21 protein-coding genes are annotated in these 23,763 nt (G+C 74.6%); 9 read left to right on the plus strand and 12 right to left on the minus strand.

Annotated elements, in window-relative coordinates; genetic code table 11:
- Positions 1-68: 68 nt before the first annotated feature.
- The 4 genes from ACYVP9_RS09315 to ACYVP9_RS09330 all read left to right on the plus strand — a co-directional run bounded on the left by ACYVP9_RS09315 (position 69) and on the right by ACYVP9_RS09330 (position 6,570).
- Positions 69-1,334: a hypothetical protein gene (locus tag ACYVP9_RS09315; RefSeq protein WP_460604507.1), complete on the plus strand. Its 1,266-nt coding sequence runs from the start codon at positions 69-71 to the stop codon at positions 1,332-1,334.
- Between the two features lie 20 nt (positions 1,335-1,354).
- Entirely contained in the window at positions 1,355-2,464 is a 1,110-nt protein-coding gene (gene serC, locus ACYVP9_RS09320; protein WP_460604508.1) for a PLP-dependent aminotransferase family protein, read from the plus strand.
- A 61-nt stretch (positions 2,465-2,525) separates the two neighbouring features.
- Positions 2,526-3,635, plus strand: coding sequence for a septation protein SepH (sepH, locus tag ACYVP9_RS09325; protein WP_460604509.1), 1,110 nt, complete (start codon positions 2,526-2,528; stop codon positions 3,633-3,635).
- 43 nt (positions 3,636-3,678) lie between these two features.
- Positions 3,679-6,570: a polysaccharide pyruvyl transferase family protein gene (locus ACYVP9_RS09330; protein WP_460604510.1), complete on the plus strand. Its 2,892-nt coding sequence runs from the start codon at positions 3,679-3,681 to the stop codon at positions 6,568-6,570.
- Here ACYVP9_RS09330 and ACYVP9_RS09335 read toward each other — a convergent pair.
- Genes ACYVP9_RS09335 through ACYVP9_RS09350 form a run of 4 tightly spaced genes read right to left on the minus strand, consistent with a single transcriptional unit; the run spans position 6,567 to position 9,904 of the window.
- A complete protein-coding gene (locus ACYVP9_RS09335; RefSeq protein WP_460604511.1) occupies positions 6,567-7,703 on the minus strand; it encodes a cytidylyltransferase domain-containing protein in 1,137 nt (378 codons plus the stop codon). The two genes, ACYVP9_RS09330 and ACYVP9_RS09335, sit on opposite strands and share 4 nt — an antisense overlap.
- Positions 7,700-8,605 carry a DAHP synthetase I family protein gene (locus tag ACYVP9_RS09340; protein ID WP_460604512.1) on the minus strand — a complete coding sequence of 302 codons (906 nt, stop codon included), beginning with the start codon at positions 8,603-8,605 and terminating at the stop codon, positions 7,700-7,702. Before ACYVP9_RS09340 ends, ACYVP9_RS09335 begins: the two co-directional genes overlap by 4 nt.
- A gap of 18 nt (positions 8,606-8,623) precedes the next feature.
- Positions 8,624-9,124, minus strand: coding sequence for a hypothetical protein (locus tag ACYVP9_RS09345; RefSeq protein ID WP_460604513.1), 501 nt, complete (start codon positions 9,122-9,124; stop codon positions 8,624-8,626).
- 45 nt (positions 9,125-9,169) lie between these two features.
- On the minus strand, positions 9,170-9,904 hold the full coding sequence (locus ACYVP9_RS09350; RefSeq protein WP_460604514.1) for a hypothetical protein: 735 nt from the start codon (positions 9,902-9,904) through the stop codon (positions 9,170-9,172).
- A 194-nt stretch (positions 9,905-10,098) separates the two neighbouring features.
- Here ACYVP9_RS09350 and ACYVP9_RS09355 point away from each other — a divergent pair, with 194 nt between their 5' ends.
- Complete coding sequence (locus ACYVP9_RS09355) at positions 10,099-10,773, plus strand: hypothetical protein (protein ID WP_460604515.1); 675 nt, start codon at positions 10,099-10,101, stop codon at positions 10,771-10,773.
- Between the two features lie 44 nt (positions 10,774-10,817).
- Positions 10,818-11,219 (plus strand): hypothetical protein, encoded by a 402-nt coding sequence (locus tag ACYVP9_RS09360; protein WP_460604516.1) that lies wholly within the window; start codon positions 10,818-10,820, stop codon positions 11,217-11,219.
- Positions 11,220-11,233: 14 nt separating this feature from the next.
- On the opposite strand, the gene neuC is transcribed toward ACYVP9_RS09360, so the two are convergent.
- Positions 11,234-12,376, minus strand: a complete 1,143-nt coding sequence (neuC, locus tag ACYVP9_RS09365) for a UDP-N-acetylglucosamine 2-epimerase (RefSeq protein ID WP_460604517.1) — start codon at positions 12,374-12,376, stop codon at positions 11,234-11,236.
- A 46-nt stretch (positions 12,377-12,422) separates the two neighbouring features.
- Positions 12,423-13,028, minus strand: coding sequence for an LbetaH domain-containing protein (locus ACYVP9_RS09370; RefSeq protein WP_460604518.1), 606 nt, complete (start codon positions 13,026-13,028; stop codon positions 12,423-12,425).
- A gap of 197 nt (positions 13,029-13,225) precedes the next feature.
- Here ACYVP9_RS09370 and ACYVP9_RS09375 point away from each other — a divergent pair, with 197 nt between their 5' ends.
- Both ACYVP9_RS09375 and ACYVP9_RS09380 read left to right on the plus strand, forming a co-directional pair.
- The gene (locus ACYVP9_RS09375) at positions 13,226-14,989 is read left to right on the plus strand and encodes an ABC transporter ATP-binding protein (RefSeq protein WP_460604519.1); all 1,764 of its coding nucleotides are present in this window, start codon (positions 13,226-13,228) and stop codon (positions 14,987-14,989) included.
- The gene (locus ACYVP9_RS09380; protein WP_460604520.1) at positions 14,986-16,860 is read left to right on the plus strand and encodes an ABC transporter ATP-binding protein; all 1,875 of its coding nucleotides are present in this window, start codon (positions 14,986-14,988) and stop codon (positions 16,858-16,860) included. The genes ACYVP9_RS09375 and ACYVP9_RS09380 overlap by 4 nt, the downstream gene beginning before the upstream one ends.
- On the opposite strand, the gene ACYVP9_RS09385 is transcribed toward ACYVP9_RS09380, so the two are convergent.
- Positions 16,849-18,147: an isocitrate lyase/PEP mutase family protein gene (locus tag ACYVP9_RS09385; RefSeq protein WP_460604521.1), complete on the minus strand. Its 1,299-nt coding sequence runs from the start codon at positions 18,145-18,147 to the stop codon at positions 16,849-16,851. The two genes, ACYVP9_RS09380 and ACYVP9_RS09385, sit on opposite strands and share 12 nt — an antisense overlap.
- A 64-nt stretch (positions 18,148-18,211) precedes the next feature.
- Between ACYVP9_RS09385 and ACYVP9_RS09390 the strand changes: the two genes are divergently transcribed.
- The gene (locus tag ACYVP9_RS09390) at positions 18,212-18,901 is read left to right on the plus strand and encodes an ArsR/SmtB family transcription factor (RefSeq protein WP_460604522.1); all 690 of its coding nucleotides are present in this window, start codon (positions 18,212-18,214) and stop codon (positions 18,899-18,901) included.
- 6 nt (positions 18,902-18,907) lie between these two features.
- Here the strand turns inward: ACYVP9_RS09390 and ACYVP9_RS09395 are convergent, their stop codons facing one another.
- The 5 genes from ACYVP9_RS09395 to ACYVP9_RS09415 form a co-directional block, all read right to left on the minus strand.
- On the minus strand, positions 18,908-19,234 hold the full coding sequence (locus ACYVP9_RS09395; protein WP_460604523.1) for a DUF6752 domain-containing protein: 327 nt from the start codon (positions 19,232-19,234) through the stop codon (positions 18,908-18,910).
- Entirely contained in the window at positions 19,222-20,823 is a 1,602-nt protein-coding gene (locus ACYVP9_RS09400; protein WP_460604524.1) for a class I SAM-dependent methyltransferase, read from the minus strand. The genes ACYVP9_RS09395 and ACYVP9_RS09400 overlap by 13 nt, the downstream gene beginning before the upstream one ends.
- Before the next feature lie 120 nt (positions 20,824-20,943).
- Complete coding sequence (locus ACYVP9_RS09405) at positions 20,944-21,774, minus strand: TrmH family RNA methyltransferase (protein ID WP_460604525.1); 831 nt, start codon at positions 21,772-21,774, stop codon at positions 20,944-20,946.
- Between the two features lie 44 nt (positions 21,775-21,818).
- Positions 21,819-22,121 carry a DUF6752 domain-containing protein gene (locus ACYVP9_RS09410; RefSeq protein ID WP_460604526.1) on the minus strand — a complete coding sequence of 101 codons (303 nt, stop codon included), beginning with the start codon at positions 22,119-22,121 and terminating at the stop codon, positions 21,819-21,821.
- Positions 22,109-23,704, minus strand: coding sequence for a methyltransferase domain-containing protein (locus tag ACYVP9_RS09415; protein ID WP_460604527.1), 1,596 nt, complete (start codon positions 23,702-23,704; stop codon positions 22,109-22,111). The genes ACYVP9_RS09410 and ACYVP9_RS09415 overlap by 13 nt, the downstream gene beginning before the upstream one ends.
- Positions 23,705-23,763: the final 59 nt, after the last annotated feature.

A 23,763-nucleotide genomic window follows, 5' to 3' on the forward strand; every position in this document is an offset into this window, starting at 1 on the left:
CGGGGCCGTACGTCCGCTCGTTACGCTGCGAGAAAGCTGAGAGCGCAGAAGACGAGGTCCTCGCCGTAGTGCATCACCAGAACCGCCCCATCGTGTTCGTCCACGTCGGCGCCCCCAAGTCGGGCACCACCTACCTGCAGCGGACGTTGTGGGGCAACCGGCAGCTGCTGCGCCGCCACGGCCTGCTCTACCCCGGCAATGCCTGGGAGGACCACGTCTTCGCCGCCCTGGCGCTGCGCGAGATCACCTTCCAGGGCCACGCGAACCCCCGCATCGCGGGTTCCTGGCGCCGGCTCGTGCGCGAGGTCGAGGAGTGGGGCGGACCGCGCGCGATCATCGACCAGGAACTGCTGGCGGCGGCGAACGAGCGCCAGGTCGCGAGGGCGCTCGACATGCTGTCCTTCGCCGAGGTGCACATCGTGTGCACCCTGCGAGACACGGCACGGGTGCTGCCCGCCGCGTGGCAGGAGTGGGTGCGCAACCGCGAGGTCGACACCTACGCCGACTTCCTCGCCGCCGTGCGCGGCCCGCGACCGGGCCCGGACGGGCCGTGGACCCCGACCGCACGCATGGCCAACGAGTTCTGGCGGCACCACGACGCCGTGGCCACGCTGGCCCGGTGGGGCGCGAGCCTGCCGCCCGAGCAGGTGCACGTCGTCACGGTGCCGCAGTCGGGCGCCCCGCCCGACACGTTGTGGAACCGCTTCGCCGAGGTGCTCGGCATCGCCGACCTCGCCCTCGTGCGCCCGACGGCGTCCAACCCGTCGCTGGCGGCGCCCGCCGCCGCGGTGCTGCACGATCTCAACCGTTCGGTCGGCGGCAAGGCCTATCCGTGGTCGACCTACGACCGGGTCGTCAAGCATGCGGTGGCCCCCGCGCTGGCCGCCGTGCGCGGCGCGCGCATCGAGTTGCCCGAGGACGACTTCGCCTGGGCGCGGGAGGTGTCCGTGGCGACGGCCGAGGCCCTCGGGCACGCCGGCTACCGGGTGCACGGCGACCTCGCCGACCTGCACCCCACCGCCCGTCCGGACGGCATCGTCCCGGACGCCGCGACGACGGACGACCGGCTGGCGGTGGCCATGGCCGGGCTCACGGCGTTCGCGCGCACCGCCGAGCGCGACGAGCGCAACGCGGCCGCCCGCATCGCCCAGCTCGAGACCGAGGTCGGACGGCTGCGCCTCGACAGCGAGGCGCTCGCCGAACACCGCGCCCTGCCACCGCTGGAGCGCGTGAAGCGGTGCGTGGTCGAACTGTCCGCGGAGGTCGCCTGGCTGCAGCGGCTGCTGGGCGTCTACCGGCGCGCGCGCCGTGGGCGGGCCGCGGACGCCGCCTGACCGCCTGGGACGATCGGACGGTGACCGCGGCCGACCTGCGCATCCCCGCCGACCTGCTGCCCCGCGACGGCCGGTTCGGCTCCGGGCCCTCGAAGGTGCCCGCCTCGGCCGCCGAGGCACTCGGCGCGACCGGCGGCACACTGCTCGGCACCTCGCACCGGCAGGCGCCGGTCAAGGCGCTGGTCGCCCGTATCCGCGCCGGGCTCACCGACCTGTTCGGCCTGCCCGACGGCTACGAGGTCGTGCTGGGCAACGGCGGCTCGACCGCGTTCTGGGACGTCGCCGCGTTCGGGCTGGTCCGCGAGCGCGCCACCCACCACGTGTGCGGCGAGTTCTCGTCCAAGTTCGCCGCCGTCACGCGCGGCGCGCCCTTCCTGGCCGAGCCGCACGTGCACGCCGCCGAGTACGGGTCGGCGCCCGAGCTGACGTCCGACGCCGACAGCGACGTGACGGCGTGGCCGCACAACGAGACGTCCACCGGCGTCGTCATGCCCGTGCGGCGCACGGGCGACGGTCTCGTCCTGGTCGACGCGACCTCGGCCGCGGGCGCGATCGAGGTCGACGTCGCCGAGACGGACGTCTACTACTTCGCCCCGCAGAAGGCGTTCGCGGCCGAGGGCGGGCTGTGGCTCGCGGTGTGTTCGCCCGCGGCTCTCGACCGGGCCGCGCAGGTGCGCGAGCAGCGCTGGGTGCCGCCGTCGCTCGACCTGACCCTCGCGATCGACAACAGCCGCAAGGACCAGACCTACAACACCCCGGCCGTGGCCTCGCTCTGGTTGCTGGCCCACCAGCTCGACGGGCTGCTCGCCGCCGGCGGCCTCGCCGCGGCGGCCGCGCGCAGCCGCGACTCGTCCGCCCGGTTGTACGAGTGGGCCGAGCGCACCGCCTACACCACGCCCTTCGTCGCGGACCCGGCGCTGCGCAGCCCGGTCGTCGGCACCATCGACCTGGACGCGGCCGTCGACGCCGCGGCGGTCGCGGCGACGCTGCGGGCGAACGGGGTCGTCGACACCGATCCGTACCGGGCCCTGGGCCGCAACCAGCTGCGGGTCGGCATGTTCCCGGCCGTCGACCCCGACGACGTCTCGGCCCTGACCGCCTGCGTCGACTGGGTCGTCGAGCGACTCTGACCCTCGCCGGGGACGGCGTGTGCTGCGCCGATCCGGGCGGTGCCCGACCTATCGTCGGGCCATGCGACAGCTGCGTCTGGTCCGTCTCGCCGACGACACCGGCGATCTCGTGCTCGAGAGCGCGGACGGCCTCGAACGGTTCGCGCTGATGATCGACGACACGCTCCGCGCGACCGTCGCCGGCGTGCCCGAGGCCGTGGCCCCGCTCTCGTCGGGCGCCGTTCCCGGTCCGGTGGCGGCGCCGCCCGCCCGGCACGCCGTCCCCGAGGTGCACGTCGGGCCGCGCGAGATCCAGGTGCGGGTCCGGGCCGGCGAGTCGCCGCAGGAGCTCGCCGACTCCCTCGGCGTCCCGATCGAGCGGGTGATGCGCTTCGCCGGCCCGGTCATGGACGAGCGGCGGCGCATCACCGACGAGGCCCGGCGGGCCAGGGCGCGCCGCACCGGCACCGAGAACGAGTTCGTGCTGTTCGGCGAGAAGGTCGACGCGCGCTTCACGGCGCACGGCATCGACGCCGCCGACATCCTCTGGGATTCCCGCCGCCGTGACGACGGCGACTGGGTCGTCGCCGCCGAGTGGTCCGGCGGCGAGGGCCGCCACGGCGCCGAGTGGCTGTTCCACCGCTCCTCGCGCTGCGTCACTCCCCTGGACGACACCGCGGGCGACCTGCTCAGCGACCGTCCGATCCGCCCCGTCGTGCCCCCCGCGCCCGAGCGTCCCGCGCTGTCGGTCGCGCCGCCGCTGGCCCCGGGCGTCGTCGCGTTCCCGCCCATGCCCGACGCCCACACCGGCCCGCTGCCGCGCATCGACGACGTGTTCGACCAGGACGCCCCGGCGGAGGGTCCGCTCGACCTGCCGCCGTACGTGCCTGCGGCGATCGAGTCGGCAGCGGCCGCCGAGCCGGCCGAGCCGGCCGAGCCCGCCCGGGACGCCCGGCCCGCCGAGCCCGTCCGCGAGAGCGCCGCCGAGCCGCAGTTCGCCTTCGACGAGCCCCCGCTGCCGCTCGGGCTCACCGAACCCGCGCATCCCGAGCTGCCGGCCCGTCCGCTCGCATCGCTGACGAACGCCCGCAAGCACCGTGCGCAGGCCGAATCCGACGACGACAAGGCCGCACGGGCCCGCATCCCCTCGTGGGACGACATCCTGCTCGGAGTGCGTCGCAAGCAGGACTGATTCCGGACACCTCGCGTCCACCTGGGCGACCTAGCGTGGCCGCGTGCCGCCGACCGCCCTGGTGCCCGAGACCCTGCAGCGTGCGGCTGACGATGCGCGGCGCTCCGTGTCCGGCGCGCTGCGCACCGGCCTGCAGCTGCGCCGCGCCCTGGCCACCCGTCGCACCCTCGCCACCGAGGCACCCACCCGCCTGACCGGTACCTGGCCGTCGGCGGAGGTGCTGCGCCGCCGGCTGGCCGGGGGCTCGACGCCGCGGCCGGACATGATCGGCTCGCTGGTGCGACCCGCGGCCGCCACCGCCTTCGCCGCCCTGCACGCCGGTGACCTCGGACAGGCCGAGTGGCTCGCCACGGCGCTCACCGGGCTCGCCCCCGCCGACGGGCAGGGGCACGAGGTGCTCGCGCTGCTGAGTGTCGAGCGCGGACGTCCGGTGCGAGCGCGTCAGCTGTTCGCGCAGTCCCGCGCAATTCCGTCGGACGGTCCTCGCGCTCGCCGCTGGCTGCGCGCGCAGCACCAGCGCACGGCCACGCGATCCGTGATGATGCGGCTGGCCGGGCTCGAGGCGGTCCCCGCCGACGATCCCGTGCTGCTGTGGGCCGCCGCCGAGCGGCACCGGGGTGTGGAACGACTGCGGTTGCAAGCGGCCGCGGTCGCCGCCGCCGCCCGGGCGGGCACCGGCGAGGACACCGCGCTGTGGTGCCGCCGCTTCCTGCTCGCGCGCGCGGCGGACGGGCTCGGCGACCCGGTCGGGATCCGCGCCGACATCGACGCCGAGGTCGAGGTCGTCCGGCAACCGGCGCCCGACACCCGCGATCCGCGGTTCGTCACCGTGCTGCCGGACGGCGACGCCGGGCTGGCCGCGCTGCCGCGGGGGCCGGGTCGCGCCACCGGTCCGCAGGTGACCCTCGCCCTGTACCTGCCCGACGAGCAGCACGAGCGCGAGCTCGCGGACGTGCTGCGGACGCTGCGCGCGCGGCCCCGGCGCGACGACGTCGAGGTCGTGCTGGTGCACACGGCGCTCGATCCGGCCACGGTGGGCGAGGCGTTCGCCGCCGATCCGGCGATGCGGTTCCTGCGGGCCGAACGCGGCATGCTCGATGCCGTACGGCCCGACGCCGCGGCCCACCCCCGGCGGGCGGCGCTCGCCGCGCTCGCCCTCACCGGACGCCGGCGGATCGTCATCGCCCCGGCCCACGCGGACACCGCCGCCACGGTCGCCGCCCTCGCTCTCGAGGACGCGGATGTGCCCACCACCGCGGTGCGCGACGACGTCCTGCCGGACACGGGCGTGCTGGTGGTCGACGGGGCGCTCGCCGCGCCCGGGCCCGACGCGGACCTGCTGCCCGAACTGCTCGCCTGCGCGCGTGACGGCGAGGCCACCGGGTTCGCGGTGCTGCCGCGGCTGCGCGACCGGCTCGTGCTGCAGAAGCAGGTGGCGCCGGACGTGGGCTTCCTCGCCTACTCGCTCGGCAGCACGGAGCACGGCGGGCCCGGCGACGCGGCGCTGTGGGAGGCGACGGGCGTCGCGATGGACGCCGTCGACAACGCCGGGGCCGCGGCGGCCGTCGACGCTGCGATCGGACGACCCCGGCAGGCGAGCGAACGCATCGTGCCGCGGTGGTCCCGGGCGTTGCACCGCTCGAGCGACTACGCCCGCGCCGTCGAGGTGCTCGCCCTGGCGGGCGACCGTGACGCCGCCGACGTCGCGGCCGCCGAGACCGCGTGGGTGACGAACGACCGGCTGCTCGGACGCGCCCACGCCGACGCCCTCGCCCGCCGCGACCCCGGGCACCCGCGCTCGGCGGGTCTGCGCGCTCGCGCGGAGGCCGCCGAGCCCGCGCTGCGTCCGGGCGTCACCAATCTCGTGCATGTGGCCGCCTACATCGGCAGGGGCGGCAACTACGGCGACCGGGTGCTGCCCACGGCTGTCCGCGACGCGGTGTCGTCGGCCGCGGGACGCCCGCTGCACCACCTGCCCGTGCACGCCCACCGGCTGTTCGACGACGCGCGACGCGAACTCGCCGACCGCAGCGCGGGTGTGATCGTCGGCGGCGGCGGGCTGTTCCTGCCCGACACGGCCCCGAACGGCACCAGCGGGTGGCAGTGGAACGTGCCCACCGAGCAGCTGCGGCGCCTCGACGTCCCCCTCGGGCTCGTCGCCGTCGGCTTCAACGTCTTCCGCGGCCAGTCGGTCGGGGGCTCGCTGTTCCGGCAGAGCCTGGAGGCCGTCGTCGACCGGGCCGACCTCGTCGGCCTGCGCAACCACGGTTCGATCCGCCAGGTGCGCTCGCTGCTGCCCACCCGGCTCGCCGACAAGATCGAGTACCTGCCCTGCCCGACGACCGTCCTGGCCGTCCTGCACCCCGAGCTCGCCGCCCCGGTCGCCCGCCACCGCAGCGTGCTCCTCAACGCGGCCTACGACCGCAGTGCCCGCCGCTTCGGCGACACCTACGGTGCGTTCCTCGCACAGATCGACGCGTACGTGCGCGCGCTGCGAGCGGACGGCGTCGACGTGCGGGCCGTCTCGCACATGGCCCCGGACGAGCAGCTCGCGACCGACCTGCGCCGCGAGCACGGCCTCGAACTCGACGTGGTGAGGTTGAACGTCGCGCCGCTCGACGAGGCCCGCACGGCGTACCGCGAGGCCGGCGTGGTGGTCGGCATGCGCGGCCACGCGACGATGATCCCGTTCGGGCTGCGGACACCGGTGCTGAGCCTCGTCTCGCATCCGAAGATGCGCTACTTCCTCGACGACATCGACCATCCCGAGTGGGGTTTCGAGGTGACCGAGCGCTTCGGCGACGCCCTGCTCGAGCGCACCCGCGATGTGCTCGCCCGTCCCGACGCCTACGTCGGCGAGGTCGTCGCCGCGCAGCAGATGCTGGCGACGGCCGTGCGCGAACCTCTCGAGCGCTTCTGCGCGATTCTGCGCTAAAAGGCGCCGACATAGTGGTCGGCGACCTCACGGAACGCGCCGTGGCCGCCCACCGCGCGCGTGACGCGGTCGGCCGCGGCAAGGGCGCTGACGTGCGCGTCGGCCGGGGCCCACGCCTCGCGCACGGCGCGCATGACCTGCACGTCCTGCACGTCGTCGCCGACGAACGCGACCTGGTCGAGGCCGAGGCGCAGCCTCCCGGCCAGCGCGACGACCTCGGCGAGCTTGTCCTTCACGCCGAGCAGGCACTCGGTGGCGCGCACCTTCTCGGCCCGGCGGGCGAGGAACGGGCTCGACTCGGCGGTGACGAACGCGGTCGCGAAGCCGGCGCCGTGCAGCAGCTCGAAACCCTTGCCGTCGCGCGCGGAGAACCCCTTGAGGTCCTGCACGCCGTCGCCGTAGAAGAGCGTCGTGTCGGTGAGCACGCCGTCGACGTCCGTCGCCACGAGCCGCAACGGGCGGTCGTCGCGCAACCGCGGCCGCGGCCGCCCGCGCAGCAGCGTGTCGACGACGAGCAGGTCGGTCGCCGTGTCGATCTCGTACGCGGTCTCGGCCGCCATCTCGACGACCGCGACGCTCGCGCCCACCCGGCACCCGGACGCCAGCAACGCCGTGCGCGACGTCGCGTACAGCGCGCCGTTCTCGACGAGCTGACCGTCCCAGTCCTGACGGCGCGGACGGCGCGCCGGGTCGTAGTTCAGCGGCGTGCCGTCGGCCGACCACGTGAACGCGTGCTGCCGCGTCACCGACAGCGCGCTGTCGGCGCCGCCGAGCGCGGCGAGGACCCGGTCGACGTCGGCCCCGGTCGTGAGCGGGCTCGTCGCCTGCAGCAGCGCGACGGTGGCGAAGTCGTCCTGCTCGGCCCATTCGAGCAGCACCTGCTCGGTGGCGGCCGTGTCGGACGCCGACTCCGGGCTGCGGCGGTACACCTCGACCCGCGGCGACAGCGACGTCGCGACCGCGGCGAGCGCGTCGGTGTCGCAGGCGACGACCACACGGTCGACACCGGAGGCGAGTGCCGCGGCCACCGTCCAGGCGAGCAGCGGACGTCCGCCGACGACGCGCAGGTTCTTGCCCGGCACGCCCTTGCTGCCGCCGCGGACGGGGACGAACGCGACGGACGGTGACGTCATCCGGTGGGCTGCCACTTGAGCTTGGCCCGGGTGGCCTGCTCGACCGGCAGCAGCCCGTCGGACTTGTACGTCAGCGCCCGTCCGACGTTGGTGAGGTCGCGGCGCAGCTTGCGCATGCCGTCCGGCTCGAGCGAGGCGGCGTGGTCGGTGCCCCGCGCCGTCCGGTCGAGGGTGAAGTGCCGTTCGACGTACCGCGCGCCCAGCGTCATCGCCGCGACGTCGGCGGCGATGCCCAGGTGGTGTCCGGAGTAGGCGATGGCGTGCACCTCGGCGCCGTACGCGTCGACCAGCCGGGTGATCTCGCGCAGGGCGAGCTGCTCGAACGGCACCGGGTAACCGGACGTGCACGCGTAGAGCACGAGGTCGCCCATGCGGCCGTGCGAGCGGAACAGCTCGACCACGGCCCGCTCCTCGTCCGGCGTGGTCATGCCGAGCGACACGTGGATGCGTCCCTGGTAGTGGTCGGCGAGGTAGGCGAGCAGCTCGGTGTGGGTGTTCGTCGCCGACGGGATCTTGATCAGCGCGGGGTCGAGCTCGGTGATCTCGCGCGCCGAGGTCATGTCCCACACCGACGTCGCGTAGGTGACGCCGAACTTCGAGGCGACGTCGACGAGCTCGGCGTGCTGCTCGACGCCGAACTCCAGGGCCTCGCGGTGCAGGCCGTACGACGGTCCGAACGCGTGCATCGCGTTCGGGTGCGGGGCGTCGTACTGCTCGGGTGTCAGCAGCTCGCGCGGATTGCGCTTCTGGAACTTGACGACGTCGACCTCGCAGAACTCGGCGGCGACGCGGATCATCTTCTTGGCCAGCTCGAGGTCGCCCGCGTGGTTGCAGCCGATCTCGGCGATGAGGGTGACGCCGTCGGTCGCGGTGACGTCCGGTGCGGGTGCGGTGATGGTCATGTCGCCTGTCCAGTCGGTTCAGCGGGCCGGGAGCTGGGTGCCGTCGGGCGGGATGAGGCCCTTCTCGCGGGCCTCGACGACATCGGCCCCGACATGTTCCTGGGCCGGCGTCGGGAACTCGCGCAGCGCGATGGCGTGCAGCAGCGCCGCCTCGACGCGGCGCAGCCGCTCCTCGTACGCGCCGAACAGCGTCAGCCGCGTGCGGACGCGGGCGTGCTCGGTGCGGACGACGTCGACGAGCTGCCGCGCCTCGGCGCGCGCGGCGTCGTCGCCCGGCTCGACGGTGGCGTCCTCGAGCGCGGCGATGCGCACCTCGAGCGCAGCCAGCTGGTGCGCGGCGGTGTCGTACTCGACGCGCGACCGGGCGGACGCGAGCGACCACTCGTCCAACCGTTTCTGGAACTCGTCCAGGCGCTTGAGCTGGCGGTTCAGGCGTAGCTCGTGCGCGTCGAGGCGCTGCGTCTGGTCACGCAGCCGCTGCCGCAGCTGCAGCAGCTGACGGGCGTAGGTCATCACCACGGCAAGCAGCTCCTGGGTTCGGGCCGACGGGCGTCGGGGACGTGGTCACGCACGGAGCTCGCCGCCGCTCTCGCGCACCCACTGGCTCATCAGGGCGCCCTCGCGGTCGAGCAGGTGGGCGACGTGAACCGGCACGACCGTGCCGTAGCGGTGCGACCAGGTGGCCTGGTGCGGGTTGTCGACGAACGAGAAGCCGGTGGCGATCAGACGCGCCTCCGGGAAGACGCGGCGCGCGACGGCGGCGGCGAGCGTGCCGGTCGTGGGGACGGCGGGACGGCGCTCGCCGTCGCGCTTCATCTCCTGGATCACGGGCAGGCCGAGCATGTCGTTCGGCACCGGCATGCTGCCGAGGTCGGGCGGCCACGACATCATCAGCGCGGGCGCGCGCGGCCCGCCCAGGCGGAAGGAGTGCCCGACCTGCGGTACGAGGTAGGCGCGGTCGCGATAGTTGCGGAACACGTCGGGCGTGATGTTCGTGACGTGCGCGAGCACGCAGACGTTCGTCCGCGTGCCGACGACGGGCGGCTCACCCGGTCGGTCCAGCACGAACGAATTGCACCGCAGCACCAGGTCGGCGGAGTCGATCAGCGCGGCCCGCTCCGGGTCGGGCGGCAGCGGCGCGTTGCCGACGACGGCGACGGTGCGGACGGGCAAGGCCGCGGCGTAGGACTCCAGGTACGGACGCAGCAGGTCGGCGGTGACGCCGCGCTCGATCGGCGGGCCGTCGAGGTCCTGCGCGTACGCGCAGCCCGGCGGCGAGGCCGGCAGCAGCGCATCCACCCCTCGTCCGCCCCGTCCGTCCTCCACCCGACCACCGTGGGACACCAGCTGTTCGCCCGGCTGACGACGAGGCGTCGTGGCCGGGAAGAAGATCTGAACGGGTCGTGAACCGGCCCGCGGCCGGTCGCCGGGCGCGACCTGCGATCCCTCGCCGGACCGGTGTCCCGGCGCGGGTCCACTAGGCTCCTGATCCGATGACTCCCGCCCCGGCCCCACCGGCATCCGCCGCGCTCGACGTGCTCCGCGACCTCGTCCGCGCGTACGCACGGCGGTCCGACGTGGCCACGGTCGCGGTGGTGGGCAACGCGCCGCTGCCGACCTCGGCGGAGCGCGCCGCGGTGATCGACGGGTGCGATCTCGTCGTGCGGGTCAACGGCTTCCGCACCGACACCGCCGACGAGCCGCCGGCCGTCGGCACCCGCACCGACGTCGTCGTGCTCACCCGCGGCATCCGGGCCACGCCGTGGATCTTCCGCGACTACCGCGACCGCCTGTACCTGCTCGCCGAACCCGGCCGCATGCACTGGGAACCCGAGATCCTGCCCGACTGGTGGCCGGCCGACCTCGGGCAGGTGCCGCTGCCGAATCGCGAGGTCGTGGTCCCGCTCTCGCAGCAACTCGGCATCGACTCGGTCGCCGAGCCACGGTGGGCGACGACGGGCACGCTGGCGGCGTGGACGGCGCGGGCGCTGTTCCCCGGCGCCGCGCTGCACCTGGCCGGCCACTCCGCGGTCGAGCTCCCGACCCAGCTGTCGTGGGAGCACGCGTACGGCGAGCCGTGCGGCATCGGCGTCGACCACCTGATCGAGCGCGAGAGCGTCCTGTTGCGGCGCTGGATCGCCGACGGCGACGCCGTGCACCACCCCTGACCCCGCCGACGAACCGTCCGACGAACCCGAGGAGGACTGCAGCCATGCCCCAGAGACGTCCCGAGCCGCGCGCCCTGCTGCGCCGGGTCCGGTCCCGGGCCGACGCCGCGATCCGGTGGCGCGCCGCCGAGGTCGTCGAGCCCACCGCGCGCCGGGCGCAGGACCTGCACGACTGGGTGGCGCGCGTCGAGCGGACGGCCGAGTGGACGGCGAACGAGATGCGTCGCATCGCGCCGCAGGTGGCCGCCATCGAGTCCCGGCTCGCCGATCTCGACGATCTGCTGCGGCGGCGCGCGATCGCCGAACCCGACGATCACCCCACCGAGGAACGCGCGTTGCTCGACACGATCGCGGCCGAGCACGAGCGTGTCCGCGTCCGGCTGGCGGCCGTGGCCTCCTACGAGGAACGGTTGCGGCGGCTCGAGACCGGCGGCACGCCCGCCTGACGTCCGCTCGCCTGTCAGGTCGCGACGCCGGGCGCCTCGGCGAGCACGAACGGTTTGCGCCGGGACGTGACCGCCGCCGCGCGGACGACCTCGACGATGCGGGGCGCGGCGGCACCGTCGCCGTACGGGCCGCCCTGCGGCGGGTGGTCGGCCAGCGCGGCGCGCACCGCGGCGGCCACGTCGACGCGGTCCGGCAGCGCGTGACGCACGCTCGCCGCGCGCTCGCGACCGGCCTGCCGGTCGCCGACGTCGACGGCGGGGACGCCCACCGCGGAGGCCTCGATGACCCCGCTGGAGGAGTTGCCGACGACCACGTCGACGCCGGCGAGCACCGAGGGGTAGTCGGGGCCGAGGGACGGGACGACGAGCACACCCGGGTCGGCCGCCGCGGCGTCGGCGATCGCGGCGAGGATCTCGTCCCGCCCGGCGTCCGCACCCGGATGCGTGACTATCGCCGTGGCCCCCGCGTCACGGACACCGTCGATGACCGCACGGGCGGTGGGGCCCGGCGGCTCGTCGGTGGCCGTCGCGGGGTGCACGGTCACCAGGGCCAGCGGACGCTCCGGTTCGGCGCCCAGCAGCCGTCGCCAGGTGTCGGCGTCGGGCGGGCGGGCGGCCACGAGCAGGTCCAGGCCCGGAGCCCCGGTGACGCGCACCCGGTCGGCGGGCTCGCCCAGCTGCCGCACGACGTCCGCGGCGGTCGCCGTGGCCACGGCGTGCCGGTCGGCGAGCTTGGTGACGGCGTGCCGCACGCGGTCGTCCAGGGCGCCCTCGGTGATCTCGCCGCCGTGCAGGTGCACGACACGCACGCCGAGCACGACCGCGGGCGGCACGGCGTACAACAGCTCCCACCGGTCGCCCAGGACCACGAGCACGTCGATGCGGTGTTCGCCCAGCCACGCGGCGACGCCGGTGGCGATCGCGCCGCCCAGCGCGACGAGATCGGCCGGGGCGTCGCCGCGCAGTGGCGGACCCACCGCGTCGACGTCGAGCTCGACGTCCCGCTCGCGCAGCGCCGCCTGCAGGGTCTCGGCGGTCCATGCCACGGCGGTCGACACCCGCGTCGTCAGATCCGCCGCGTCGGCCAGGGCGCGGAGCACGGGTACGAGCGGGCTCAGGTCGGCGCGAGTGCCGATGAAGACGCCGACCGCCGTCACGACAGGCCGTCCTCGTGCCGGGATGCGCGAACCGTGCGGGAAGGAGTCATCGGGCCGGCACCCCTCGGACCGTCGAGCCCCCGGGGACGTCGGCGGTGACGACGGCTCCCGCGGCCACGACGGCGCCGTCGCCGAGCCGCACACCAGGGAGGACCACCGCTCCCGCGCCCACGAGGCAGCCGTCGCCCACGTGCACCGCGCCGAGCAGGACCGCCCGGGGCGCGACGTGGGTGCCGTCGCCGACGGCGACCTCGTGCTCGACGATCGCGCCGGTGTTCACGACGACGGCCGATCCCAGCCGCGCGCCGGGGCCGACCGCGGCCTGCTCGAGGACCGCGGTGCCGGGCCCCAGATCGGCGGACGACGCGACCACGGCGCTGCGCGCCACCACCGTCGGCAGCGACCGACCCGCCGTCGTGACCGCGGCACCGAGCCGGGCACGTACCGCGTTGTCGCCGACCCCCAGCGCCACCGGGGCGTCGTGCTCCCCGGCCCAGCGCAACGCCTCGTCGTCGCCGGCGAACTGGCGGACGCCGAGCCGATCGGGGGTGTCGCCGTCGCCCGAGCACCCGGCGACGGTGTCGCCGCGGGCGGAGAGCACCGCCGCCACGCTCAGCGCGTGGCCGCCGGCCCCGAGCAGCACCCACTCCATGGGCAGAACCCTAGGCCGCGGCTCGCTGCCGACGTGTCGAGGGTGGAGACGTGACGGCGTCGCGTGGACGTCCCAGGGGCGGACGGCTTGACCTGAACCGCGGTTCAGCTCCTACCGTCCGCTGACATGTCCGCCCGCCGCGAAACTCGGTCGCTTCCTGTCGGTACCCACACGTACCGTCGAACGACGTGACGCCCGTGACCGACTCCGCTCAGCAGTCGGACGGCACCGTCCAGGTCCTGTGGCGGCTGCGCCGCTGGGCCCGTCCGCACCGCCGCGCGGTGATCGTCATGTTCGTCGCCGCGAGCGGCGCCATGCTCGCGCAGGCCCTCGTGCCGCTCGTCACCGGTGCCGTCGTCGACGGGCCCATCCGCGACCGCGACACCGCGGGCCTGTGGGCGCTCAGCGGCCTGGCGCTGCTGTTCGGCGTCGCCGAGTCGGCGCTGTTCCTGCTGCGCCGCCGTGCCATGGCGGTGGCCGCGCTGGGCGTCGAGACCGACCTGCGCCGCGACCTGTTCGCCCACCTGCAGCGGCTGCCCGTCGCCTTCCACGACCGGTGGCCCTCGGGCCAGCTGCTGTCCCGGCTCACCACCGACCTGTCGACGCTGCGGCGCTTCATCGGCCTCGCCGCGGTCTTCATGATCGCCGACGCCCTGGCGATCGTCGCGATCCTCGGCGTGATGCTGTCGATCCAGCTGTGGCTGGGCCTGATCGTGCTCGTCTCGATGGTGCCGCTGCTGATCGGCACCCGCCGCTTCGAACTCGCCTACAGCCGCGACGCCCGCCGTGCCCAGGACCTCACCGGCGATGTCGCGACGACCGTGGAGGAGTCCGCCCTCGGCATCCGCGTGATCAAGGCGTTCGGCCGCCGCCCGCACATGCTGCGCGGCTTCACCCGCGACGCGGTGCGACTGCGTGACGCCGAGCTGAAGAAGGTACGCACCCTCGGCTTCTTCTGGGCGCTGCTCGAGGGTCTGCCGCAACTCGTGCTCGGCGTCGTCACCGTGGGCGGCGTCCTCGCCACCGCGAACGGCACGATGACGGTCGGCGAGCTCGTCGCCTTCGTCGGCATGCTGCTGCAGCTGGTGTGGCCGATCATCATGCTCGGCTGGTTGCTCGCCCTCACCGAGGAGGCCGCGAGTGCGTGCCGGCGCATCTTCGAGGTGCTCGACACCGCGCCGACGATCTTCGACCCGGACGACCCGGTCGTCGCCGAACACGGCACGTCGGTGTGCTTCGAGGACGTCCGCTTCCGCTTCGCCGACGCCGAGGCCGACGTCCTGCGCGGCATCGACCTCGAGATCCGACCCGGCGAGACGATGGCGTTGGTCGGGGGCGTCGGCTCGGGCAAGACGACCCTCACCGCGCTCGTCCCCCGGCTGCACGACGTGACCGGCGGGCGCATCACGGTCGGCGGCGTCGACGTGCGCGACCTGCGTCTCGACCAGCTGCGGCACGCCGTCTCGACTGCGTTCGAGGACGCCACGCTCTTCTCGGCCAGCGTGCGCGAGAACATCACCCTCGGGCGCGCCGGCATCACCGACGACGACGTCGCCGAGGCGCTCGAGGTCGCCCAGGCGGGGTTCGTCCACGACCTGCCGTTCGGTCTCGCCACCCGCATCGGCGAGCAGGGCCTGTCGCTGTCCGGCGGGCAGCGGCAACGGCTCGCCCTGGCCCGTGCCGTCGTCGGGCGTCCGCGGGTGCTGGTGCTCGACGACCCGCTCTCGGCGCTCGACGTGCACACCGAGGCTCAGGTCGAGGCGGCGCTGCGTCGCGTGCTCGCCGCGACCACCGCGCTCGTGGTCGCACACCGGCCGTCGACGGTGCTCCTCGCCGACCGGGTGGCGTTGTTGAGCGACGGCCGCATCGCCGCGGTCGGCACGCACCGCGAGCTGCTCGAGACCGTGCCCGCCTACCGGCAGCTGCTGGCCCAGGAAGCCGAACTCGAGGCGGCCCGATGACCGCCTCGACCACCGTGCCCACGCCGCAGCCCGCCGACGACGACTGGCAGGGTCGGCTGTCCGAGGACGCCGCGCTCGAACTGAAGCAGCAGGACGATCCCGAACAGCGCGACGGCCTCGCGCTGCACGCCGCCGGCCGTGCGCTGCTCGCCGAGCTGGTGCGCCCGTACCGGGCCCGCATCGCCGCGGTGCTGCTGCTGGCCTTCGCCCAGGTCGCGGCCGCGATGGCCGCACCCTGGCTCATCGGGGTGGCCATCGACGACTCGCTGCCCGGCGCGCGCGACGGCGACTACCGCTCGCTCACGCTCGTGGGCATCGCGTTGGTGGTGAGCGCGCTGCTGGCGGGCACCCTGCGCTCGCTGTTCATCGTCCGGACGGGCCGCATCGGCCAGGCGATCCTGTTCGACCTGCGCCGCCGCGGCTTCGACCACGTGCAGGCGCTGTCGGTGGCCTTCCACGAACGGTTCACGTCCGGCCGCATCATCTCCCGGCTCACGTCCGACGTCGACACGCTGCGCGAGATGCTCGACACCGGCCTCGACGGGCTGCTGATCGCGCTGTTCAACAGCGCCGCCATCGCGGCGTTGCTGCTCGTGCTCGACGTGCCGCTGGCCCTGATCGCGCTCAGCTCGCTGATCCCGCTCGCGCTGCTGTACCGCTGGTTCTCCCCGCGTGCGGCGGACGCGTTCCGCCTCACCCGCGAGAAGGTCGCGGTGCTGATCGTCGACGTCGTCGAGAACCTCAACGGCATCCGCGCGGTGCAGGCGTTCCGCCGCGAGAAGCGCAACGACGCGATCTTCGCGAAGCGCAACGACGACTACCGCGCCGCGAACCACGAGACGTTCCGGTTGCAGGCCTGGTTCATCCCCGGCACCGCCTTCATCGGCAACGTCGCGACCGTCGTCGTGCTGCTGGTGGGCGGGTACCGCGTCGCCCAGGGCGGTCTCGAACTGGGCGTCCTCACCTCGTTCCTGCTCTACCTGCGGCAGTTCTACGACCCGATGCAGGACGTCGGCGTCTTCTACAACTCGCTGCAGTCGGCGACCGCGGCGCTCGCGAAGATCGCCGCGCTGCTCGCCGAACCGGCCGACGTCGCCGAGGCGGACGATCCGCAGCCCCTGCCCGACGGTCGTCGCGGGCGACTCGACCTCGAGTCGGTCGAGTTCTCCTACCGACCCGACCGCGCCGTGCTGCCGGCGCTCGACCTGCACGTCCCCGCCGGGCAGACCGTCGCGCTCGTCGGTGCCACCGGTGCGGGCAAGACCACCGTCGCCAAGCTGGTGTCCCGGTTCTACGACCCCACCGCGGGCACCGTCCGCCTCGACGGCGTCGACCTGCGGCAGGTCGCCGACACGCAGTTGCGCGAGCGCGTCGTCATGATCACCCAGGACGGCTTCCTGTTCTCCGGCAGCGTCGCCGACAACATCGGGTTCGGCCGCCTCGGTGCGTCCCGCGACGAGATCGTGGCCGCGGCCGAGGCCGTCGGCGCGCACGGCTTCATCAGCGCGCTGCCCGAGGGCTACGACACCGACGTGCGCAAGCGGGGCGGCCGGCTGTCGGCCGGGCAACGTCAGCTCGTGGCGTTCGCGCGGGCTTTCCTCGCCGACCCGGCGGTACTGATCCTCGACGAGGCCACGTCGTCGCTCGACGTGCCCACCGAGCGGGCGATCCAGCGTGCACTGCGCACCGTGCTGGCGTCCCGCACGGCGATCATCATCGCGCACCGCCTGTCGACGGTCGAGATCGCCGATCGCGTGCTCGTCATGGACGGCGGGCGCATCGTCGAGGACGGCACCCCCGCCGACCTGGTCGACGCCGGCGACGGTCACTTCGCGCGCCTGCACGCGTCCTGGCGCGACTCACTCGTCTGACCCCGCCAACGCCTGCACCTGCGCGTAGCTCACGTCCACACCCGGATCGACGTCGCCGCGCAGTGCGCGGGCCGCGGCGACGGCGGCGGTCAACGCGCGGCGGTAGAGCGACGATCCCGTGCTCACCCGCGCGACGCCGAGCCGTCCGAGCTCGGCCACCGACAGCGACGGGTGGGCCAGCACGTTGACCGGCGCGGGCACCGCCGCCGCGAGGCGCGCGATCGCGTCCGGGTCCTGCAGCCCGGGCACGAAGACGCCGTCCGCCCCGGCCGCGACGTAGGCCCGGGCCCGCGCGGCGGTCGCGTCGCGGTCGACCCCCAGCCAGTGCGTGTCGACCCGGGCGTTGACGAAGACGTGCGGCGCGGCGCGCTTCGCCGCCGCCAGCAGGTCGCACTGGTCGTCGACCGCCGCCAGGTGGGTGCCGCGGCCGTCCTCGAGATTGACGCCCACGACCCCCAGCGCCGCGAGGTCGCACACGAACGCAGCAGCGTCGCCGAACCCGTCCTCCGCGTCGACGGTGATCGCGGCCGGCAGGCGCACGAGGGCAGCGGCAAGCTCCAGGGTCGCCGCGCGGGTGCGTCCGGACGCGTCCGGGACGCCGGTGGCCGCGGCGACGCCGAGGCTGGTCGTCCCGATCGCCGTGAACCCGGCGTCGACGAGCAGCGCCGCCGACGCGACGTCCCAGGCGTTCGGCAGCAGCAGCGGTGCGGCGGCGCGGTGGCGGGCCGCGAACGACCGCGAGGCCAGCGCCTCGGCGTGCGCCCGCGCCGGACAGGCATGCCGTCCCCGGCCGAACGGCGCGGCGTCGAGCGCGACCTCGACGACGGTGCCGTCCGGCGCGACCCGGCGGGTGGACGGCACCGGCGGCGTCCGGCCGGCGAGCAGGCCGTTCATCGCGTGGTGCGCCTGCACCAGCAGCCCGATGCGCTGGGCCGCCGTGTCGTCGCGCACCCCGCACCGGGCCACGAGCCGCTCGACCGCGGCGTCGGCTGCGGGCGTGATCGGCAGGTGCGGGTGATAGGCGGACGCGACCACGCCGACATCGGCGACGACGCCGCGCCCGAGCCCGAGGCGGGCGGCCAACACGTCGACCGGGTGGCCGCTGCCGTCCAGCCCGTCCGGCGACACGGCCGCGAGCAGCTGCTCGACGACCCGTCGGCGGCGCGCGTGATCGGGACCCTCGCTGAAGCGCACCACGCGGGCGCGCAGCCAGCCGACGCCGTGCTCGGCGGCGGCGACGGGCGGCACCCGGAAGGCGGGGTCGAGCAGCACGTCGTCGGCGGTCATGCCGGCGACGCTAGGCAGGGTCGTTTCGGCGCGTGCCGAAGGGCGCGGCGCCTACCCTCGCGCCATGGCCGTCGATGCGCTGACCACCCTGGGAGCGCTCATCGCCGATCAGACGCGTGCGAGCGTGCTGGTCGCGCTGATGGACGGCCGCGCGCGGACGCCGGGCGAACTCGCCCGGCACACCGGGGTCGCGCCGTCGACGATGAGCCAGCACCTGGCGCGGCTCGTCGAGGCGGGCGTCGTGGAGGTGGCCGTGCAGGGACGGCACCGCTACGTCCGCCTGGTCGGCGAGGACCTCGCCCGCACCCTCGAGGGCATCGGCGCGCTGGATCTGCCGAGGCGCGCGCCCACGGCACCACGCGCGCCGGCCGAGCTCGGCTGGGCCCGCAGCTGCTACGACCACCTGGCCGGACGGCTCGCCGTCGACCTGCACGCCGCGCTGGTGCGCGACGGGCACGTCACGGCGGACGCCCGGCTGACCGCATCGGGACGGACCCGCCTGGCCGAGCTGGGGGTCGCCACCGACGAGCGCGCCGGGACGCGCGCGTTGCGGCCGTGCCTCGACTGGACCGAACGGCGCGACCACCTGGCCGGCCGCGTCGCCGCGGACCTGTTCACGGCCCTGCTGGACCGCCACTGGCTGGTGCGAGGACGACGTCCCCGCGCCGTCCGCGTCACCCGCGAGGGGCGGCGCGGACTGGTCGCGACGTTCGGGCTCGACCTGCCACCCGACGCCGGAGCGGCGCGGGCGTAGGACGAGTTAGAACGAGGCCCCGGCGAACTCGTCGAGCGCCTTCGCGATCTTCGCGTCGTCACGGGCGACGGCGGGCAGGAGCACCTCGCCCATCAGGTCCGTGAGCTCGGCGACGCGCTGGTGCAGCCGCCGCGCCTCCTGGATCTCCGACCGCAGCTCGGCGACCTCCTGGCGCAGCCGGCGCAGCTCGGCCGCCTGGCCGTCCTGCCGGGACGCCACACCGTTGAGCCGCTGGCGCAGCCCCGGGATCGCGCTGACCGAGTCGAGCGCCGTCGGAGCGATCGAGTGGACGAGCTTCCGTCCGCCTTCACGCAGGGTGTTCATCGCTGCCATGTCGCCACCATCCGGCACACGTAGGGATCTTCGTCTTTGTACACAGCGAAGCCGTAGCCGACCTCGTGGTGGTCCACGCGGCCTCCGGCGGCTTCGATCTCACTGATGACGACCTCCGGCGCGACGAGGTCGCGGTAGTGGTCGCCGAACTCGTAACCCTCGTCGTGCTTCCCGGTACGGAACTCGAGGTGGAACCGTCCGCCGCCGGCCAGCGCCAGCCCGCCGAAGCGCCACAGGTTGCGGCGGCCTTCGGGCGTCAGGGCGTGCAGCAGGAACCGGCCGTAGACGGCCTTGTCACGGGGGTCGTGCGCGGCGACGGCCCCGCGGCCGAGCACCTGACGCATGTCGAGCAGGTTGAGCACCTTGAACGTCGCCGAAGCCCCCTGGGCCTCGGCGGCCTCGGTCGCCGAGCGGACGGCGCTGGGCGCGTAGTCCATGCCGATCGCGTCGAAGCCGTTCTTGCTGAACCAGATCGAGTCGCGGCCGGTGCCGCACCCGATGTCGAGGATCAGCGTGCCCGGCTTCTCGGCCTCGGCGACCGTGCGCGCGAACGCGGACGGCTCCGTGGGCACGCTCTTGCTCTTGGCACTGTTGTAGAACGGGAACCAGTGCGAGCGGTTCGCGATGCCGTTGCGCATCCACGCGTCCATGCGGCGCACGGTGCTGCGCGGCGTCTTGTACTTGAACGCCGGGTCGGGCGTGACCCAACCGGGGCCGTAGGTGGCCAGCAGCAGCGACTCGGGATCGGCCGGGCCGGGCAGCGTGCGCCCCTCGAGGGTGATCTGGCCCAGCGGCAGGATCGACACGTCGCCGACGGGCACCGCCACGTTCGGCATCAGGTAGAAGGTGCCGTCGGCCACGAAGCCGCCGAAGATGTCGATGTAGCGCGCGGCGTCGGGCACGCCCGGGATGTCCGGAGCGATCACCTTGAAGTCGGCGGCCGAGAAGCGGACGGTGTCCCAGCCGGCGCGGCGGAAGATGCGCTCGAGGCCGAAGGACTCGCGCGCCACGTCGACGGGGTGGGTGTGCTTGCTCAGGTAGCCCAGGTCGATGTCGACGTCGTGGCCGATGAGCTTGCCGTCGCGGATCGCGCCGAGCAGGGCGCCGAAGGCGACGAACGGCGTGACGTCGCTCTGCTCGCTCAGCAGCGTGAGGACCTTCTCCGTCGCGTCGAGCAGCCCCGTGACGATCGCGGGGTCACGCTCGTCGAAGTTGCGACCGAGACGGCCGATCTTGTCGATCGAGAGCGGGTGGCCCTCGGCGTCGACCACGGCCAACGTCTTCTCGGCGTCGCCGAAGGTGGCGTCGTGCTCGGCGAGCACGCGGCGCGAGACGTGCTCGCGCAGCACCACGTGGGCGCGACCCTTGAGGTGCGGCCGCAACGGCTTGGGCCATTCGGTGAGCCAGAGCTCGCCGTCCTTCGTGGCGTCGCGGCGGGGGTTGAAGGACCACACCCGCTGCCCGTTGAGCTCCACGTCGACCGCGAGGTCGTCGTTGGACGACAGGCGCACACCGTCCGCACGCGCACCGGCGGACGCGTCCGCGGATGACGCCGACTGCTGCGCAGCACCCGATATCGTTTCCGTCACGGAGGCCGACGTTATCAGGATGTTTTCCCCTGGTTCACCAACGCGCCCGAACCCCTCTCAGGTGACACCTCACCGCTCGGCGACGTGATCGGCCCGGCCTGGCACCCGACGTCGCCGGGCTCAGCCGTCCGCCGAGAACCACGAGAAGGCGACCGCGGCGGCGGTGGCGACGTTGAGCGAGTCGACGTCACCCGCCATCGGGATGCGCACGCGATCGTCGGCCGCCGCGAGCGTCGCGTCGGACAGCCCGGGGCCCTCGGCACCGAGCAGCACCGCCCATCGGCCGGGCACGGACCGCGCCGCGATCGCGGTCGCGCCCGACGGCGTCAGCGCCAGCGTCGTCAGGCCGTGGGCGCGGCACGCCGCCACGGGATCGTCGTCGACCGCGAACGGCACGCGCAGCACGTGCCCCATCGAGACCCGCACGCTGCGCCGGTAGAGCGGGTCGGCGCAGGTCGGGTCGAGCAGCACGGCGTCGATGCCGAAGGCGGCGGCGTTGCGGAACAGCGCGCCGAGGTTCTCGAAGTCGTTGAGTCCCTCGAGCACGGCGACGCGGCGCGCGGTCGGCAGCAGGTCGGCGGCCGGCGGCGGCGGGATCCGGTCGGCGGACGCGAGGACCCCGCGGGTGACCCGGAACCCGACGATGTCCGACAGCAGCCACTTGTCCACGGCGTACCGCGGCACGCGCCGTCCGGCGAGCGCCGGCGCGAGCGCCTCGAGCCGGTCGGGCAGTCCGAGCACCGCCCGCACCGGGTACGCGGACGCGGCGAGGCGGGACACGACGTTGACGCCCTCGGCGACGACGACGCCGCGCCGCTGCGCGCGGTCGGCATCCTTGAGGTCGCGGAAGTCGGCGACGCGGGGATCGTCGGGGTCGACGACGTCGGTGACCGGTCCGTCCGCCGTGCCCGCCGTTCCCGCCGTGCCCGCCGTGCCCGCCGTGCCGCCCATGCCCGTCATCGTCCCGAGCCGGGACGCCGGCGGGGTCGCCGGGGTCAGCTCAGGGTGCCGGCGTACCGGGCCAGGGTCTCGCGCAGCCGCGCGTCGTCCCGGTCCGAGGCGGGGACGAGCACCTCGGCGACGACGTCGGTCAGTTCGGCGACACGCTGGTGCAGGCGGCGGGTCTCCTGCACCTGGGCCTCCATGTCGGCGATGCGGCCCTTGGTCGCGGCGAGCTCGCGGCGCAGCGCGGCGATCTGGTCGGTGGCCTCCCGGTCGACCGGACGGGGCAGCAGCGCCCGCAGCACCGGTCCGACGACGCGGCGCAGCAGGCGCACGAGCTGCCTCACCGCGTCCACGACGCCACCATCCTGCAGACGTAGGGATCCTCGGTGCGATGAACGGCCATGCCGTACCCCTCCTCGTGGTGATCGACCCGTCCCCCGGACGCCTCGATGTCGGCGACGACCGCCGCCGGGTCGAGGAGCTCGCGAGGGTGGGTCCCGAACTCGTAGCGGACGGCCCTGACGTCCGGCGGTGCGGCGCGGAACTCGAGGTGCAGCCGTCCGCCGCGCCGCAGGCACGTCCGGGCGAGCAGCCAGAGGTTCGCGCGGCCCGCGGGCGTCAGGGCGTGCAGCAGGAAGCGTCCGTACAGGTGCAGCGGCGCGGCGCCGGGCTCGGCCGACTCGTGGGCGATGCGGGCGCCGAGCGCGAGCACCTGGCGCAGGTCGAGCAGGTTCAGCAGCTCGAAGCGGGCCGGGACGCCGGCCGCGTGCGCCGCCTTGGTCGCGATCGTCACCGCCGGAGGTGCGTAATCGAGGCCGAGGACGTCGAAACCCTGCGCCGCCAGCCACACCGAGTCCCGCCCGGTGCCGCAGCCGATGTCGAGCAGCCGTCCGCGGCCGGGCTCGGCGGCCGCGACCGTGCGGGCGAACGCGGACGGTCCGGCGGGGACGGTCGCGTGGCGGCGTCCGGAGTAGAACGGCAGCCAGTGGCGGCGGTTCGCGATCGTGTTGCGGGTCCAGGCGTCCAGGCGCAGTCGGGTGCTGCGCGGCGGCGCGAACTTGAAGGACGGGTCGGGCGTCACCCAGCCCGGGCCGTACGTGGCCGCGAGCAGCGCGGGCGGGTCGGCGGGCGCGGTGATGCGGCGGCCCTCGAGCTCGATCTCGCCCAGCGGCAGCAACCGCACCTCGTCGGCCGGCGCCGACACCATCGGCATGAGGTAGAAGGTGCCGTCGGCGACGAACCCGCCGAAGACGTCGATCCAGCGCCCGGGCGGGGGGACGTCGGGGGCGAGCACCTTGAAGTCGGCGCCGGAGAAGCGCCACGTCTGCCATCCGTGGTCGCGGAAGGTGCGTTCCAGCGCGTACGACTGCAGCACGACGTCGACCGGCGTGGTGTGCCGGCTGAGGTAGCCGACGTCGAGGTCGACGTCGTGGCCGATCAGGCGGCCGTCGCGCACGGCGCCGAGCAGCCCGCCGAAGGCCAGGAAGGCGTCGACGTCCGTGTGCTCGTTCAGCAGGGTGATGACGGCCTGCGTGGCGTCGACGCGCGCGGCGTCGGCCACGGCGTCGCGCTCGGCGAAGCTGCGGCTCAGGGTGCCGTTCTTGGTGATCGCGAGCGGGTGTCCGTCCTTGTCACGGACGTCGATCTCGCCGGTGCCCGAGCCGAGCCGGACGTCCAGCTCGGCGAGCACGGTGCGCGACACGTGCTCCCGCACGATCGCGCGGGCGTGGCCCTCGAGGAAGCGACGCAACGGCGGCGGCCAGGGCACCTCCCAGCCCCCGTCGGCGGCACGGCCGTCGCGACGCGGGTTGAAGGACCACACGCGCTGCCCGTTGAGCTCGACGTCGACGGGCAGGTCCGGGTTGTCGGCCAGGCGTACGCCGGTGTCGTCGATCGCGGCGTCCGCGCGCGTCCGGGACCCACCGGTGATCGTCATCGGGCGAGGCTAACCGGCCTTCAGCCGATATTCATCACATTCTCCGGATGTCAGCACAC

It is taken from the genome of Jatrophihabitans fulvus (assembly GCF_054781375.1).